Raw genomic sequence first — 16,239 nt, forward strand, 5'->3', positions numbered from 1 at the left:
CGCAGAATCCCCCTCCGGACTCGGCACCAGACCAGCGACCGTCGCTATGGCTAAGTGCGCCATCACTTCGTTGCGGAGGCACTTTGATGTGATTGATGGTGCTTCGCGCGCTCGCTCGACAAGTGCGGCACCCACTCAACCTAAATAGGCACAAATAGGCACTCACCAAGATGGTGGTGCGAGAGAACAAACTGGAATGGGTTCAGGCGCTGCGGGGCGTCGCGGCGTTCATGGTCGTGATGGTGCACAGCCGCAGCGTGCTTATGGACACTGCGTCGGGGAAAGTCATCGCCAATCACGTACTGTTGCCGTTGGGCATGGGCGTCGATCTATTCTTCATCATCAGCGGATTTCTGATGATGTTCACCACTCGCAACTTCGACGGAACCAAAGCTTACGCATGGCGATTCGTTGCCAAGCGGGCAGCCAGAATATGGCCACTGTTCGCCGCGATAACGCCCGTAGCGCTCGTGCTGGAACACGGCTTACATGGCTTTCTTGACCCTTCCATTTTGTTTCCCTATCTGGAAGGGCTGGCTTTCATTCCGCACAATCCAAGCGCTTCTGGTATTTATTTTCAGATGGCCGTGGGTGTGGCGTGGACGTTGTGCTTTGAGTGCTATTTTTATCTGCTGTTCGCGGCGTGCATGCTGTTTGGACGTTGGCGCTATGTCGTCATGGCAGCATGGTTTGCCTTGACCTTGATAGCTATTCCGCTCATTCGCGGGAACTACAATCTGAATGTGGCCGCTCAACCGTTAGTGGAGTGGTCCAGGTATGCAAGCCTTGCCATCAACCCCATCGTGTGGGATTTCATCATCGGCATGATCGCGGGATGGATCTATGTCTCCGATTTTAAGATCGAGCGGAGCAGGGCGATCTGCGCAACGATGGCAGTGTTATCCATGCTGTTGCTGGCGGGATGGCATCGCATAGGCATGGTGAACTTCTTCGGCCCGCAAGGGTGGGGGGCGGCCATGGCCATCTTGTTCTTCGGTGCCGCCATGCTCGCAAAGGCGGGCGCGCTAAAGGTCCCCGCGTGGTCTGTATGGCTGGGAAATATTTCCTACTCGCTCTATTTGGTTCATGTTTACGTCTTTGAAATCGTACAGCGCGTTGTCGGTGCCACCGCTATGGGTCACGACGCAGCCAATATCGTGCTTTTTGTAACCCGTCCTGCGCTTGCAGTGATCGTTGCGTGGCTAACGTTTCGTTACGTCGAAGCGCCGATTTCCACCTGGGCGCGCAAGTGGCTGCTTCATTTGCGAATGCCTTTGAGACCGCGCTTTCTTGAGCGTGCCTCCTAGTTTCACTTTGAAACCGGCTAAACCTCTGCAAACGGCACGCTTCGCCTGCGGCGATAAGCTTGATGAAAGCCCGCCGTATGATGCAGCTGGAGACCTTCCGCCAAATTTTCATCGGAGGCGATACGACAAAGGAAGAACGTGTGCGAGCCAATAACCTGGCTATGCACAATAGCCAACTCGCGAATACGCAACGCTGAAGAAACGACAGGAACGCCAAATTCGCGCGACGGCCGCATAGGAAACGGAAGCGTATTCCAGTCATCCGGCGGCCGCTTATGATGCTCGCTCAACTTGTAAACGACGTTTTTCATCGCAGCCGGAATACTGGACAGAGCGACTTGGCGCACTTCGCGCATAATGGGTTCTGAAACATTTGTGCTGCGTAGCGCAAGCGAGAAAAGTCCGCTGCGCTCCAGCGGGCCAATCAAATCCATCGGGAAGATATTTTGGTGACCCAGTGCGCGCACAGAAACGAGGACGACGGGCCTCGGATACAGATACGCGGTCATAAGCTGCTGTACTGCGGCGGGCTCCATCGCAAGGTGATGCGGAGCACGACTTTTCAGCATCAGCCGGTTCTGAAGCCACGCGTTCCATGAACGTCGCAGCCAGCTGAGGCAGTAATGCTCGCCAGCTGCAACGCTGTAAAGCGCGATGGATGTTCCCTCGGCAGTAATCGGTGCCATCCGAACCAAATGCAAAACACCCAGACGCCTTCGCGTGGCGCTATCGGTGTACTCAAGTACAGGAGATTGACCGGCATCGAGACTGGTCGCGATCACCAACGGCTTCAGCGACGCCACGGTGTGATCCGCCGTGACATCCACCGACTTGCCATTCCCATGCAAGGTTGCAATGACCTCCTGCGACGGGGGAGCAATGGCAACCGTGGACCATTGCGGCAGCGGACGCACGAACGGTCTGATCCAATCTTTCCACATGTCAAGTCCGCCGAAATAGCAAAAACATGTAGAGATGAGTGGCCAATCCGAACCCGCGCGGAGTGACGCGCTCCAGCCGGAAATAAGGCATTGCCGATTGCGCAACGACACGCGGCGTAAAACGATGGATGCGGCTTTCGCTCGCAATCGCGTAGCGCCCGTGTCGCATGAGGTTAATGAGATTGGACCGCCACCAGCCGTACCGTGCATCGCCCAGGTAATAGGGATTGAGCATGCTGATCAGGACAAACCCATCGCGATGGACCACGCGCGAGAATTCTTCAAAAAGCAATCGGTGGTCCGCGATATGGTTGAGCACCGCAAAGTTCGCGGTGACAGCTTGCACCTTGCAAGCGAGCGGCGAGCCTATTGTGGTAATCGTCTTGCGGGAGATTTCGTCGCGGCAGTGACACTCCAGATACTCCCGCATCGCCTCCGACGGCTCGTACACGAAAGTCGGGTGGCCGTTGGCCGCGTAAGTCTTCGCGTCAATCCCGGTGCCGGCGCCAAAATCCAGAACATCTGCGCCTTTGGCCAGCAGATCGAGCGCCATTTTCTGAAATTTCTCGCGCACAAGCCTATCTTGCTTCGAGTTCAGAATGAATGTGTGGTACTGCTCTCCAGTATGCATATCGCCGACGCGCGTTTAGCGACCCGCAAACACAGACTGAAGGGGTCTTGTCCGAGTGAGTGACAATTGAATCCTGGAAGGTTGCGCCGCCGATCGCTGGGTAGAAATGACGGCTTAACTCTGGACAGCGGAGCGTTTTACGTCATCTGTCCGGACAATTGTGGCCTCGCGACTCTCATCGATGGTAAGGCACTGATCCGCGATGGACGCCATGCCGTGTCGATGCGACACCACAACCATGATGGTTTGCGGAAGGCGACGCTTCAGTGCAGAAAGCACCTCCCATTCCGATTTGACGTCCAGCGCGCTTGTGGCTTCGTCCAGCAACGCCAGATAGGGCTTCCTCAGGATGACCTGGGCCAGTAGCAGCCGCTGCAACTCACCTCCGGAGAGACGGCTCGATGAATCATTCAGCGCCGTATCGAGTTTGTGGCGCGATTCATTCAACCGTTTGTCCAGACCGACGTCGTTCAACGCGGAAGACAGCATTTCGTCGGTTGCGTCCGGGGCTGCCCATAGCAGAACGTCCCGTATCGAGTGCTGCCATGGGCGCACGCTCTGGCCGACGTACGCGCCTTTTCGCACGCGCGCTCGATATTCATCGAAGTTGAGGGATTGACCTTGCACGCTCGCTACAAAGGCCTCCGGTTTCATCATGCCGGCCAGTACGTCGACCAGACTGCTCTTGCCGATACCGGAATCGCCACATATCAAGGTGAGCTCGCCAGGAACCAGCGGCAAATGACGGATCTCAATACCCATCGACGGCGGCGTTATTCGCATGCGTTCGATAAACAACGTGTCGTTGTTAGGTGTCTCCTGAAAAGACTGGACCGACACGTGTACCGGGTCCAGATGCATATACCGCTGCCAAAGCTCAAATGCGGGGGCCGCCACATGCAATTGCTGGAAGCTTTGACGTGTCGACACCAGGTAAGGCAATAAACGGCCCAACAACAGGCAAACGGCGATCAAGGAGGATTGATCAACACCGTGCAAGCGATAGGCAAGAATGAAGAGAGAGGCGACACCGAGCGCCGCCAGCAGTTCGAGCATCAGTCTGCCTGATGCAATGATGTCCAGCTGGTGACGATAACCACGGGCCAATTGTGCGGAGATCGCACCGTAACTGGCCTTCTCGGAAGCTTCGCGTTCAAAAGAACGAACATGGCGAAGACGCCGCGGGAAATCTTCGCTATGCCAAAAGAGCCGAGTCAAATCGGCCACATACTGACGGCCGACAAGCGATTGCTCGCGGCTACTGATACGTGCAGCGACCAAACCGAACGCCGCCAGCAACGGCGCGGCGAGTACGAGTGGTGGCGAAAACCACAACGCGAAACCAATGCTTATGAGACACGTAAAGCCTGCTGCCAGAAGCAGCAACAGCGCATTGAAGCCTTGCGTAATCACTTCGACGTTATAAGTAAGAACGTTGGCGATCTCTGCAGACGTAGCATCCGCCAGAGAGGTCAATGGGGCGTCGATAAGCTTTGCATGAACACGTTGGCGTAAGGTCAAGCTATAGGAACTTGCCAGGCTGGCCGCCAAACGAGCTGTAGCCCAGCGCAAGATCGCGAAAGCCGCTGTCACCGCCGCGAAAAGAGCCGCAGCCGCATAGACGTTCGCCTGAACATGAAACAGCCTGGAGACGATCGGCAACGAATGTCCGGGTTGAACCAATGGGACCAATAGCACCGCGGCGAGGCTGCCAGTCAGTGCGCTGCCTAAAGACAACATGACGTACGCGATGACCTTCGCCAAACTTACTTGATCGAGCGTTTGCGCCAACAAACCCCATTGGTGTTTGGATGAAGATGAAGCGGCCGTCATGACCGGCAGCTCGTTTCAGTCGTGCAATCGTTCATACGCAGGGTTGCCCGGCGATTCATGCGAGTAGAGGCAACAGTGCATCGACCGACGCTCTTGGATACTTGCCGCGACGCAATTCATACACACCTGCCTGCACCGTTCGTTGCAGAAAGGTTTGCCAGCCAGGTTGGCTGGCTGCATAAGGTTGATCCGCGGTAAGTCGTGCAACGGCTTTATCGGCAGATAGTCTGCTCAACAGAGCAGCTGACCCGTTAGCTTGTTCAGCGGATAGAAACACCGCTCCCTTCAATGTCATGGGCGATTCGGCCAGACGGCCCAGGCTCGTCCTCAGATCGATTTCAAACTTTTCGATGCCGCTACGCCGGCGGATGACGGGCGCCGAACATATCCAACGTCGTACGTACTCTTCTTCAATGAGAGGCAATGCGTCTGCCTTGACATGCAGGTAGTTGGGCACGCCGGTGGCGAGTAAATCGTCCGGCTGCACAAACACGGCATCTTCTGCCAGGAAATCCAGGCCGTGCAGCAAACTGTTTAGCGCCAGGGTGGATTTACCCGAACCACTTGCACCCAGCAGGAGCAGGCCACGACCATGCTGTCCTACGCATGCACCATGCAGCGGGACCAGATCCATGCCGCGCGTAGCCAGTGTAAAGACGGCGAATTCAATCAGCTCGTATCGCAGATGATAGGGGTTGATCAGCATGTCTTCGGACGCCACGATCAACGCCTTGCGCTGAGCCGGCATCAACGCAACGTAATTGGAAGCATCCATGACACCGCACAGCAGTCCCGCTCCAGACTGCATCTGCACAAGCGGTGGTACATGCGTGGCACGCTCTTTACGGCGTACAAGGCGTAGCTCGACGTGAAATTCGGATGAAGCAGCCGACAGCATGTACCCGGGCAAGCCACCGTAGGTCGTCTCCACGAGATCCAGCAGTGCGTCGCTTTGGCTGCTGAAGAAAAACCGGCCGCCGAGTATCTGCTTGCTGACAGAACGCGTAGTACCCAATCGCTCGAAAAAGGGATCGGCCACAAGATCGTCCCGATCGCTATTGTCCGGAGCGCTTAGCCGGGTGGATTCCAACTCTACACAATCCGGCACGCGGCTAATCCTCATGGTTTTGCCCGTGAGTGCCTTGTTCCAATCCAAAGGTTGCTCGCACTTTTTCTAGAAAAGTGCGACCGGATCGTTGCAAGAAGCAACCGCAAATCGGCCTGACGGCACTTACTGCCATGCAACGAAGAACGCTGAAGCGACTGGGCTATCGGCGACGGTGTTGCATGGCTATCCAGGGTAACGCTCAAGGCGCTCTCGCAATGCTAAAAATTCAGGTCGGCCATTCCTATCTACTCACGTACGACCGAAAACAATGGGAACGTGGCAAACCCTACCCGCCACTGGCCACGATTCACGTTGCCGCACTGCTGCGGCAAATGGGTCACCACATCACGCTATTCGATGCGATGCTGGCCGATGGCGTTGAGGACTACGACGCTTCGCTACATTCGGCGCAACCGGATGTCGTGGTGCTCTATGAAGATAACTTCAACTTCCTAACCAAGATGTGCTTGGCTCGCATGCGCGAAGCCGCGTGCCAAATGATTGCCAAAGCACGCGCTGCGGGTGCTCGCGTCATCGTTGCGGGCTCTGACGCTTCCGATCAGCCCGACGCGTTTCTTGCGGCGGGTGCCGATGTTGTGCTCATTGGCGAGGGCATTGCCGCGCTCGTCGCATTGATCGAACGGTTGGAACGCAACCCCGACATCGACAACGAAAACTGGGTGTCGAACATGGCGGGCGTCGCTTCGGTGTTGAGCGAAAAAACGCACATCACACGCATCGGCGTGCAGCCACCTGATCCGCGATTGGTAGCTCGCCCCGCATGGGATCTCATCGATATCGAAAAGTATCGTGCCATGTGGATGGATCGCCATGGCTATTTCAGCCTGAACATGGCTGGATCGCGCGGGTGTCCGTTCCGCTGCAACTGGTGTGCGAAACCCATTTGGGGAAATCACTACAAACAACGCAGCGCGCAGAACATGGCTGCGGAAATGACGTATCTGAAACATACCTTCAAGCCCGATCACATCTGGATGGCTGACGACATCTTCGGCTTTCACGTCGACTGGGTAGCGGAGTTCGCCCATCATCTGGATGAATCCGATGGATCGATTCCGTTCACCATCCAGACGCGCGCCGACCTGATCAGCGAACGCATGGCCGATGCTTTGCAAAAGGCCGGATGCGCCGAAGCATGGATCGGTGCCGAAAGCGGCAGTCAGCGCGTGCTGGATGCCATGACCAAAGGCACGAACGTCGCGGAACTGATCGCAGCGCGTGAGCGCTTGGGAAGCCGCGGCATCCGCGTCGGCTTCTTCATCCAACTCGGATACCTTGGCGAACAGCTCAATGACCTTCTCGCAACGCGTGAGCTGATCACCAGAGCGGCACCCGACGATATCGGCGTGAGCGTTTCATACCCGTTACCGGGCACAAAGTTTTACGAAAAGGTCAAGGCACAGCTTGGTCAGAAGACGCATTGGCAGGACAGCGACGACCTGGCGATGATGTTCCGTGGCGCTTACGATTCCGATTTCTATCGGCAAATACGCAATCTCCTGCATGAGCAAGTCACGATCCAGCAATCGAAGCACACGCAAGAGCCGGATCGTTATACCGCGGCGCTTACCGAACTGGATACGCGATGGGATGCATTGATCGCGGTCGAGCGCGCTCACCGCACCGAACACCCCACCGCCGCTTTGCATTTACGGGAGCCGCATCATGCTGCCACCGCTCAAAACGGTTAAGGCTGGCCTGCGTGTCGCCACCGAAACGCTGGCCCGCGAACTTGCGCAGTCGCGCCCGGGCAATCCGACGCCCTCCTGGAATGAACTCCAATGGCAGCTCGCCATGGCGACGGCGGCCGCTCACGGCGTGTCGCCACTGCTGAGTCACTTTTCGCAATGGCAACACGCGGGATGGCAGGCGTTCCTTACCAAACAGCGTGAACATGTCGAGCTTCGGCATCGGCGCATTGCTTCGTTATTGCAACAGATCGACGAGAAAGCGCGTTCGGCGCTTATTGCTGTCGTACCGCTAAAAGGTTCGGCGCTTCACGCCATGGGGCTTTATGCACCCGGGGAACGACCCATGGCCGACATCGACTTGCTTGTGCGAGAAGACGATGTAGCCCCCGCGTCGGCGCTTTTGTGCGAACTGGGTTACGAGGAATCGTTTACGCAGTGGAAACATCGTGTATTCAAACCGGTCACTGGCGAGCCGTGCTTCAGTCTTGGCGAACACCGTGACACTCCCATCAATATCGAATTGCACACGCATATTCACGAGCGTTTGCCGGTTTCCACGATCGATATCACGCAGCGCATCTTTCCACGCGATCCAAAACCCGGCTTGAATGCCTATCCGTCGCTTGGGGCAATGATGAGTCATCTGCTCCTGCATGCTTCAGGCAATTTATGCAATCGAAGTGCGCGGCTTCTGCACCTCAACGACATATCGCTGCTGGCAACGCGCATGTCGGCAGAAGACTGGAACAAGCTGTGGGGCGAACAAGGCGACGAGTCGGCATGGTGGGCTTTCCCGACGTTGCAATTGGTGGACCGCTACTATAAACATGCGATTCCCAATGCGGTACTCGATCGCGCCGGGCGAGACTGTCCTACGTGGTTGCGCACCGTTTCAAAACATCAGACGCTGACCACGCTTTCGTGCTCGGAGTTGTGGCTTCACGCAGCGCCCGGCCTCGAATGGTCCAATAGCCTTTCAGAAGCGTGGCGTTATGTGCGCCGTCGTATCAGACCCGATGCGGAGATGATCAAGGAGCGTGCGGATATGGTGCGCACCCAGGCGTGGTTGCAGGAGCAGCGTTGGGTAACGCTGCCACAACGCCGACGCATGGTTATGTGGCTGACACAACCGATACCGCGCATGGATACACTCTATGTGGTTCGCACCGCGCTGGAATCGCCTGTGTTAGCGAGTCAGCGCTGATTTCAACCGTTCGCTGCGATACGACGCCAATAGCTGCCGATATAACGCTTCGAATGTGCGTGCGGTGTAGTCGGCATCTTCGGTGATCGCTCTGCGTTGCGCTTCGCTGGCCACGCGCAGGCGTAGCGATTCGTCCGCCAATACCATGTGGATGGTTCGCGCTAAAGCATCCGGATCGCCGATGGGAACGGCCAGCGCTGCTGCCGGCGACCATTCGGCGATGTGACCCACATTCGTACCCACCGTGGGTACACCGGCTACGGCGGCTTCCAGCAACACCAAGGGGCCGGCTTCGTGCAGCGACGACATCACGAGCAGATCTGCCGATTGCATAATCTGCCGCAGCTGGCTTTGCGTTCGGAAGCCTAGAAACCGTACGCAATGATTCAATCCAAGCCGCGTTGCGAGCGCTTGCATCTCGCCGTCGAGGGTATCCACGCCGACGATATCCATTCGAAAATCCAATCGGGCTCCAAGAAGCTCGCCAAGCGCCTGCAGAAGGGTTGTCTGGTCCTTGACACGATTGAGACTGGCGACATGAATCAGGTGAGCTTGCTTTTCCTGCCTTGCGCGCGGTGCCAGCGGCGCCCACACGCGCAGGTCGACGCCCAGCGGCACGCGACGCCCCTGGATACCCAGCGTGCGCAGCGAATCGATGATCGGCGCGCTCGCCGCTGTAACGATGTCCGCCTTGCGCAACACCCACGCTTCGCGCAATCGGCTCCACCATTTGCGCCGGCCGCCGTAACCAATCTCATGCAATGCGACGAGTTCGCCGCCGGCGATATGCACCATGCTGGGTAACCGCAACAGCTTTGCTGCTACCACTGCCACGAGGCTGCATGATCCTGAAAAGATCGCGTGAATCAAATCGAAGGGTGAGCGTGCGTGCTCCGCACAAATCGCTTCAATGGCCCGCCAGCGCGTTCTCCCGTCGCCAATGTTATGGATGGTGGCGCCGGCGAGCTGCCAGCAATCGGCTTGCGCTTCCTGCCGCAATGCAAAGACGTGCACCTCATGCGCCTGGGCGAGTCGCCGGATCAGTGAGAGGAACACGGGGATCACCCGGTATTCACCCGTGCGGTCAACGCCGCCTGGAAGGACGAGCGCGATCTTCATGTCGCCCTCCGCCGATGTGTGTCGATCACGGTTGCGTAAGCCTCCGCCCATTGGCGGCCCAGGGCAGTGGGCGACAACGTGCTGTCGAAGTGTGCTCTTATCCGTTCGGGCGATGGACGATTCGCGACGGCACTGATCAATGCCTCCGTCAGACTGTCCGAATTGCCACAATGCCAAAGCTGGCCTATATCGCCGGTTAAGGCACGAAACGATGGAATATCGGTAACCACTGGCGTTACGCCGCACGCCATAGCCTCCAGCAACGCATAGCCGCAACTTTCGCTGTGGCTGCCCGATACAAAGAAATCCGCCGCGCGCATCAACCATTCAATACGTTCGTGGGGTACCTGTCCAAGCAGATGGACGCGTCCAGCAAGATGCGGATCGCGATGGACGCGACGTTGCACATCGGCCAGCAACGGTGCGTTCCCGAACACGCACCACAGTTGCAAACCTGGTAACGCTTCGGCGGCTCGCGCAACACCATCGAGCACGGTGAGCGGATCCTTGCCATGGTTGAGATGACCCACCCACAGAATGCAGGGGTCGCCATGAAGACCTGTTTCCGCGCGCGCACGCGCGCGGCTGCCGCGCGTAAAGCGACAGGTGGATTCTGGTATCGCGAAAACGTTTGAGTCGGGTTGAAGCAGACCCGTCCTTATGAAAGGTGCAGCCAGCTCTGCTGCCGTAAAGGCAACGCCCGAGGCCGCGCCGTACCAACGTCTCGATTGCGGCCGTCGCCACCAGCGTGGCGGTCGATTGGCATGATCCTGGAAAAGGATGGGCAGGTTCGGTAAGTGCTTCGATATAGCGAATGCATCTTCGGCGAAATCCAGGCCGTGTACGTGCAGGACATCTGCCTTGATTTCCTGAAGCAGGCTAGCGAAGCGATTCGCTCGACGCGTCAATGCCTCGTCATCGGGGCTGTGTGTGAGGTGATAGCTGATGCCATTACGTTCAAGCTGTTCGGCATTCGTCGCCACCTGAACAACCGAAATGCGTGTGCCCGACGTGGCGGCCGCTTCGGCAACATCGGCCAACGAAGGCCACAGCGCAAAGACATCTGTACCGCTGGTTCCTTTGGGAACCGGTACGAAATTGATTTGCGCGACGTGCAAGGCCGTCATTCGTTATAGCCCCGAAACCTGTGGCATGCGAAGGCGCACAAGACGGTTGGCCAATTCAAGTTCCCATGGCTTGTTGTATTTGCGATAGCTGTAACGCCACGCCGCGGCAGCGCTCAACGTACGCTTGGCCCAACGCGGCGAACGCAGATCTTGCGCGGTGGGAAAGCGACAACGCAGGACGGTGACGAAGTCGCGAATGCGGCGGCGCATCTGGTCGGTCAGCCAGGGCGCATCGGCGTGGCAGGCGTAATCGACCCAGCGCTGCTCGGTCCATTCCTCAGGTGTCTTCGGGAAGACGATGGGATTGCCATCGAGATCAAGCAATGGCGTAGAAGGCCGCTTGCCGCGGTCCTTTTCGTGTTTGCTGCCCTCGGGTAGCGGCGTATACACGTAGACGATGATTTCCGATTGCGGATTGATCCGTTTCAATTCGCGGATAAATTCAAAAGTGTGTTCGGTTTCCTCTTCGGTGTTTTCAGGAGGCCCAACCATGAAAGAAAGCTCCGGAATCACGCCGTTCCGTCGGCATAGCTCGGCAACCTCCAATGTCTGGTCCGGCCGTGTGCCTTTGCGAATTTCCTTCAGCATCTGTCCGCTGGGTGATTCGGCGCCGATATAAGCCATGCGCAATCGACTCTTTCGAACCAGTTTCCACGAACTTTCCGACAGATTCAGCAGCGCATCGGAGCGCGCGTAGCACCACCACGGAAGCTCCAGCTTCGCCATGATTTCGAGCAGCGGAATCATGTCTTCTTCGCGGTCGAAGAAGTTGTGATCGAAGTACTGAATGGAGTCCGCGCCCAGTTCGTATTTCAGATAGCGCAGATCGCGCTCCAGTCGCGCTGCAAAAGGCAGCGCCGTAGCACCGCCAAACATGGCAGCGACGCCGCAAAACGTGCAACGAAAGCGGCATCCGACGGAAGCCTGGTGCGCTGCGGTTCGCCGGCCAAGGAAGGTGCGTGCAAGATAACGACGCGGGTCGCCAAGCTTGTCATAGGGAAGTACGACTCCCGGATCGGCCATGGAGAAGCGGCGATTCGGGTTGTGCCGGATGCCGTCACTGCTTTTCCATGACAGTCCGCCGATCTTGCCCAGCGCTTCGTCCGTCGGATTGCTCAACGCCGCTACGAGCTCGGGAAAGCTCTCTTCGCCTTGCCCTCGTATCGCGTAGTCGACATAGGGCGCAGTCAGCGCCGTGTCGGTATATAGCGTTGGAAAGTAGCCGCCCCAGATAATGGGTTTCTCGGGGAAGTGCGCTCGCACCGCTTCGGACACCGCGATGGCCGGTGCGATCTGTGGGCCGCCCATGACGCTGATGCCGACCGCATCGACATGTTCGCTCGCCAATGCACGAAGCGTTTCACCCACGACATCGCGATCGACATTGCCATCGACGACCCGACTGTTACCCGTACGATCCAGCGCCGCAGCAAGTTGCAGCAGCGACAACGGAAACCGCGCGCTCGAGCGCGACGTAATCGTCGGATTGATTAGCAGAGTGTTCGGCTTATATGTCATGCGCGCGTCGATAGAAGAGGACTCAAGGGATTCGTCTCAGTTGGAAAACCAGCGCAACGGGGACTTCCAGCGCAGCGCGATCGAAGTGCGCGCCGGAGGGAATGTCGGCGTGATCGAGCATGGGTTCCAACACTTGCTCGATCGCCAATCCCGCAGTCGCACAGGCGGTGTGCCAGCGGCTGTAGAGATGCGGGATATGCCGTACCGCGTAGCGTTCGCCGTCGTGCTTGAAGTCGCGCAGCCAACCTAGCGCGTGACCAATCGGATGCACGTCGCTGCACACCACCACGCCTCCGGGGCGGGTTACCCGACTCATTTCCGCGAGTGCCGACGCGAGATCTTCGACGTGCCCTACCGCCAGACCACTGATGGTCAGGTCCGCCCATGCATCGGGTACGGGCAGGTCTGTAAGACAGCCTTGCATCAGTTCGATATCGGCGTTGCTTCGGTAGGTGCTCAGCTCTTCACTTGCGCGCTCCAGCATTTCCGGCGACAGATCCACGCCGGTCACGCGGAACGCTCCTCGATGACAGGCATGCAACATGTAACGTCCGCTACCGCAACCGGCATCGAGCACGGTGATGCCGTCAAGATTTCCCGGCATCAATGCGAGCATCGCGCGCTCTTCGGCGAGCATCACCGGGTTGTGCGCACGTGCTGGATAGGTAGAAGCCCAGAGTGCGTAAGCCCTGGCCGGAGCGAGGACGGGCGTTTGCATCAGCAATACCTCGCTTCCAATACGAGTTCGTGTTCCTCGTCGCTCATATCGTTGACGAGCGCAAGGCCTGGCTCGAGCGCGATAAGCGCCGGATCGGCGAGATGCCTGGCAAGCAGCTTCGGTTTGCCGTCCAGCGTGACTCGCTCCGTTTCAATGCCCGTTACCGCAAACCACTCGGCGAAGTCGGGGTCGGCGATGTGCGGAACGCCATCGCGGACCACCGCGCGAATCTGACTGCGCTCGATGCCGAGCAGGCTTCGCATGGGATCGCCGCCGATGTCCTCGACAATCACCATATCCGCATGCATGCCTGGCACGAGGCGTCCTCGCGATGGCGTGCGAAGCACGGATGCAGCGTGCGTGGTGACAAGACTCAGCAATTGACGGGTCGTCAACCCTGCGTTGTCGATGACACGGCGCAGTTCGTCGAGAAGATCGCGTGCACCGCTGAGTCGTGAATCGCTACCCAAGGCCAACCGGCCGGCCTCGCAAAGACGCTTTGGAGCGAGCGAGCGGCCGAGCAGTGCATGATTGCTCGCCGGGCACCATACGACGGAGGCGCCGATTTCGATGACGCGTTCGATGTCCGTCTCGCTCAAGCCAACGCCATGTATCAACACGCTGTTGGAAGCGAGACATCCAAGTCGATCAAGCTGCGCGAGCTCGGACTGCGCGACGCCATCCGTACCTTCGGCAAGATGAATAAACCACGGAAGGAGGGGAGACGTTGCCGAAAAACTTTGTTCCACCGGCGGTCCGTATTCGGGCCAGCCCAATGCATAGCTCCACCCATAGTTGCGTAGCAAGGCAACCGGAAAGTCGGTTGCATCCAGCGACGGGTGCCACGGATCGTGATGGGCGACACATGTGGTGCCCGCGAGCAAATTCTTCAGCCCACCCTGCTGCATGCGAAGCGACTTGGACACGCGCAGTGCCGCTGCGACCTCCGGCTTTTTAAAGTGCTCCTGGAACGCCTCTATCCATGCGTAGCTGTTCGGAAAGGGCGCACCGTCTGTCAGAGGTGGAACCGTGTTGACATGCAAATGGTCGTGCGCGTTGATCAAGCCGGGAAAGATAAGGTGATCGCGCAGGTCGATTCGATACGCCCATGCGGCGATCGATGCGTCAATCTGTCCCGCGCGTATCGCTAGCGGTGCGCGCGAAACACTCTCTGGCTCAACGACACCTGCATGGCACAAGCTGGCATTCGTTCTTGCCGGTAGCGCATGCATGGTGTTACCGCCGCCGCATCACGATGAGAAAGTGATCGCCCATGTTGCGCAGTACCGGCAGGGCGCCGAAGCGATCGTCGAGCTTGCCCAGGCGGTCACAGCCCGCGCGGTGACGGCGGTAGTAATCCACCAGATAAGGCGGCGGCATGAACAGGCTCAGGGCACGATAGCTTTCCAATGAAAAGCTGTCTGCGAAGGCGCGATAAAATTCGCGGGGCAGGTAGTAGTAGGTCCAGATCGTGTGGTTATTCATGCCAACGGCTGTGGCGCCACGTGTGGCCCGTACCGTTGCGCGCCGGAAACGCCGCTTGGACGTGTAGTACGCCAGCTCCCATGGACAGATCCGGCCTATGACCGAAAAGATCAACAAGCCTCCAGGGCGCACCAGGCGCTCACACTGTGTCGCGACAGCGTTCAAATCCGGCGCGCAATTGAGCGGACCGAAATTGGAATAGACAGCATCGAACCGATCGTCGATCTGATCGAGCTGGTGAATGCCAACGTGCTTGGCCTCGACACGCTGCTCCAGGCCACCTGCTGCGGCCCGAGCACGTGTACGCTCCACCATCTGCGGCGACCAGTCGCTGGCGACGACCTCGTATCCACGGCTAGCGAATTCAAAGGCGTCGATGCCCGTACCGCAACCAAGATCAAGCAGGCGCCGACCTGCGGGGACTTCGCGAGAGACGGTATCCCACAGCGTGACGCGCATACGCTGTATGAGTTCGTTGTTTCCGCGTGGGCCGTCATAGTCGGCGGCCACACTGTCGAACGCTTTTTGCGTTTCCAGGAGCTGCGCGTCATCCAGCGCAACGACGCGTGTCCCGGTTTCAAGCTTCAAAGGCCTACTCACGTAATTCTCCGCCCAACCGGGCTCGGTGCTCGTTACGTGAGTGCTCGTTCCAAAGCCTTTGGTTGAATATGGCTGGCCGCAGCGATCAGTTCTTACGTCGCAACGCGTTTCTGGAGATAGCGCAGAGCGCTCCGAGAAAAATCGCTGCGAATAGGCCCGCGCCCAGGATCAACACCGGATTCGGATACCCCGGATGGTCGGGCACGTAGACCGGCCACATCAGCGATGTTTCGTAGGTGTAGGCGGGGCTGAGTCGGGTGATGAGCTCGCTTCGCGCCATTTGCAGATCATGGATTTCCTGATTTCGGCTTGCCAGAAGCACGCTCGTCAACGTGGACGACTGCGTACCTTTGCCGGCATCACTCGATCCATCATGCAAGGACGCTGCCTGTAACGCATCGCGCGTAGCAGTGGCGCGCTGCAATTCCGTTTGCACTTCGTCCAGGCGTTCTCGCGCGAGTGTCAAAGATACTGATTCGAGCTTCTGATGCACCGTTTGCAGCTGCACCACGGTTGCCGACGCCCACTGCCGCGCAAGCGCGGGCGACGTGGCGAGAACACGTAGCTTCACGAGTGGCCCCTCATACGTGAGCGGCTCGATCTTTAGGCTCTTACGATAAAGTCGGGCTTCGGGTGAGTCGGGAGATAGGCCGATACTTCGGGCAACCTCGTTCTGAAACGGAATCATCTGCATTCGATCGATGACACGCATCATCGGCTCGACCTTGGGATCCTGCCCAATCGGCGCAGTGTCGACCTGTCCGATTTGTATCCAGGCCGTCGCCTCCCATTGCGGCTTGACGGCGTGCAGGTATGCGAACGTCAACGCTATGACAAGAATCATTGGCGCAACGAACCATTTCCACTCACGCACAAGAACACGCCACATATCGATCAGATAGACGTCGTCTTGTTCTACGGATGTGAAGTTCATAA

General features: G+C 58.0%; 14 protein-coding genes. 3 read left to right on the forward strand and 11 right to left on the reverse strand.

Annotated elements, in window-relative coordinates; translation table 11 throughout:
• Positions 1 to 176: 176 nt before the first annotated feature.
• Entirely contained in the window at positions 177 to 1,307 is a 1,131-nt protein-coding gene (locus tag VK725_RS03560) for an acyltransferase (protein WP_325316679.1), read from the forward strand.
• Between the two features lie 17 nt (positions 1,308 to 1,324).
• Here the strand turns inward: VK725_RS03560 and VK725_RS03565 are convergent, their stop codons facing one another.
• From VK725_RS03565 to VK725_RS03580, 4 genes are all read right to left on the reverse strand, one after another.
• Complete coding sequence (locus tag VK725_RS03565) at positions 1,325 to 2,248, reverse strand: flavin reductase (RefSeq protein WP_325316680.1); 924 nt, start codon at positions 2,246 to 2,248, stop codon at positions 1,325 to 1,327.
• A gap of 1 nt (position 2,249) precedes the next feature.
• Positions 2,250 to 2,879 carry a class I SAM-dependent methyltransferase gene (locus VK725_RS03570; RefSeq protein WP_325316681.1) on the reverse strand — a complete coding sequence of 210 codons (630 nt, stop codon included), beginning with the start codon at positions 2,877 to 2,879 and terminating at the stop codon, positions 2,250 to 2,252.
• 114 nt (positions 2,880 to 2,993) lie between these two features.
• Positions 2,994 to 4,712 carry an ABC transporter ATP-binding protein gene (locus VK725_RS03575; RefSeq protein WP_325316682.1) on the reverse strand — a complete coding sequence of 573 codons (1,719 nt, stop codon included), beginning with the start codon at positions 4,710 to 4,712 and terminating at the stop codon, positions 2,994 to 2,996.
• Between the two features lie 55 nt (positions 4,713 to 4,767).
• Complete coding sequence (locus VK725_RS03580; protein ID WP_325316683.1) at positions 4,768 to 5,751, reverse strand: serine kinase; 984 nt, start codon at positions 5,749 to 5,751, stop codon at positions 4,768 to 4,770.
• 284 nt (positions 5,752 to 6,035) lie between these two features.
• On the opposite strand from VK725_RS03580, the gene VK725_RS03585 reads away from it, so the two are divergent.
• Together VK725_RS03585 and VK725_RS03590 are read left to right on the forward strand one after the other, a co-directional pair.
• Complete coding sequence (locus VK725_RS03585) at positions 6,036 to 7,532, forward strand: B12-binding domain-containing radical SAM protein (RefSeq protein ID WP_325316684.1); 1,497 nt, start codon at positions 6,036 to 6,038, stop codon at positions 7,530 to 7,532.
• Positions 7,507 to 8,736: a nucleotidyltransferase family protein gene (locus VK725_RS03590; protein WP_325316685.1), complete on the forward strand. Its 1,230-nt coding sequence runs from the start codon at positions 7,507 to 7,509 to the stop codon at positions 8,734 to 8,736. The genes VK725_RS03585 and VK725_RS03590 overlap by 26 nt, the downstream gene beginning before the upstream one ends.
• Here the strand turns inward: VK725_RS03590 and VK725_RS03595 are convergent.
• The 7 genes from VK725_RS03595 to VK725_RS03625 form a co-directional block, all read right to left on the reverse strand.
• Positions 8,719 to 9,855: a glycosyltransferase family 4 protein gene (locus VK725_RS03595; RefSeq protein ID WP_325316686.1), complete on the reverse strand. Its 1,137-nt coding sequence runs from the start codon at positions 9,853 to 9,855 to the stop codon at positions 8,719 to 8,721. The genes VK725_RS03590 and VK725_RS03595 overlap by 18 nt on opposite strands.
• The gene (locus VK725_RS03600) at positions 9,852 to 10,982 is read right to left on the reverse strand and encodes a glycosyltransferase family 4 protein (RefSeq protein WP_325316687.1); all 1,131 of its coding nucleotides are present in this window, start codon (positions 10,980 to 10,982) and stop codon (positions 9,852 to 9,854) included. The genes VK725_RS03595 and VK725_RS03600 overlap by 4 nt, the downstream gene beginning before the upstream one ends.
• A gap of 3 nt (positions 10,983 to 10,985) precedes the next feature.
• Positions 10,986 to 12,500: a B12-binding domain-containing radical SAM protein gene (locus VK725_RS03605; protein ID WP_325316688.1), complete on the reverse strand. Its 1,515-nt coding sequence runs from the start codon at positions 12,498 to 12,500 to the stop codon at positions 10,986 to 10,988.
• 22 nt (positions 12,501 to 12,522) lie between these two features.
• Positions 12,523 to 13,221: a class I SAM-dependent methyltransferase gene (locus tag VK725_RS03610; RefSeq protein WP_325316703.1), complete on the reverse strand. Its 699-nt coding sequence runs from the start codon at positions 13,219 to 13,221 to the stop codon at positions 12,523 to 12,525.
• Positions 13,218 to 14,450, reverse strand: coding sequence for an amidohydrolase family protein (locus VK725_RS03615; protein WP_325316689.1), 1,233 nt, complete (start codon positions 14,448 to 14,450; stop codon positions 13,218 to 13,220). Before VK725_RS03615 ends, VK725_RS03610 begins: the two co-directional genes overlap by 4 nt.
• A 4-nt stretch (positions 14,451 to 14,454) precedes the next feature.
• A complete protein-coding gene (locus VK725_RS03620; protein ID WP_325316704.1) occupies positions 14,455 to 15,291 on the reverse strand; it encodes a class I SAM-dependent methyltransferase in 837 nt (278 codons plus the stop codon).
• A gap of 97 nt (positions 15,292 to 15,388) precedes the next feature.
• Entirely contained in the window at positions 15,389 to 16,237 is an 849-nt protein-coding gene (locus VK725_RS03625) for a Wzz/FepE/Etk N-terminal domain-containing protein (protein ID WP_325316690.1), read from the reverse strand.
• Between the last annotated feature and the right edge of the window lie 2 nt (positions 16,238 to 16,239).

The sequence above is a fragment of the Dyella sp. genome (assembly GCF_035486915.1).
Classification (GTDB): domain Bacteria; phylum Pseudomonadota; class Gammaproteobacteria; order Xanthomonadales; family Rhodanobacteraceae; genus Dyella_B.

What these genes read in the sequence shown, in the direction of transcription:
- VK725_RS03565 (WP_325316680.1), bottom strand. Translation starts at nt 2,248, where the DNA reads ATGTGGAAAGATTGGATCAGACCGTTCGTGCGTCCGCTGCCGCAATGG.
- VK725_RS03570 (WP_325316681.1), bottom strand. Translation starts at nt 2,879, where the DNA reads ATGCATACTGGAGAGCAGTACCACACATTCATTCTGAACTCGAAGCAA.
- VK725_RS03575 (WP_325316682.1), bottom strand. Translation starts at nt 4,712, where the DNA reads ATGACGGCCGCTTCATCTTCATCCAAACACCAATGGGGTTTGTTGGCG.
- VK725_RS03585 (WP_325316684.1), top strand. Translation starts at nt 6,036, where the DNA reads ATGCTAAAAATTCAGGTCGGCCATTCCTATCTACTCACGTACGACCGA.
- VK725_RS03590 (WP_325316685.1), top strand. Translation starts at nt 7,507, where the DNA reads ATGCTGCCACCGCTCAAAACGGTTAAGGCTGGCCTGCGTGTCGCCACC.
- VK725_RS03595 (WP_325316686.1), bottom strand. Translation starts at nt 9,855, where the DNA reads ATGAAGATCGCGCTCGTCCTTCCAGGCGGCGTTGACCGCACGGGTGAA.
- VK725_RS03600 (WP_325316687.1), bottom strand. Translation starts at nt 10,982, where the DNA reads ATGACGGCCTTGCACGTCGCGCAAATCAATTTCGTACCGGTTCCCAAA.
- VK725_RS03605 (WP_325316688.1), bottom strand. Translation starts at nt 12,500, where the DNA reads ATGACATATAAGCCGAACACTCTGCTAATCAATCCGACGATTACGTCG.
- VK725_RS03615 (WP_325316689.1), bottom strand. Translation starts at nt 14,450, where the DNA reads ATGCATGCGCTACCGGCAAGAACGAATGCCAGCTTGTGCCATGCAGGT.
- VK725_RS03625 (WP_325316690.1), bottom strand. Translation starts at nt 16,237, where the DNA reads ATGAACTTCACATCCGTAGAACAAGACGACGTCTATCTGATCGATATG.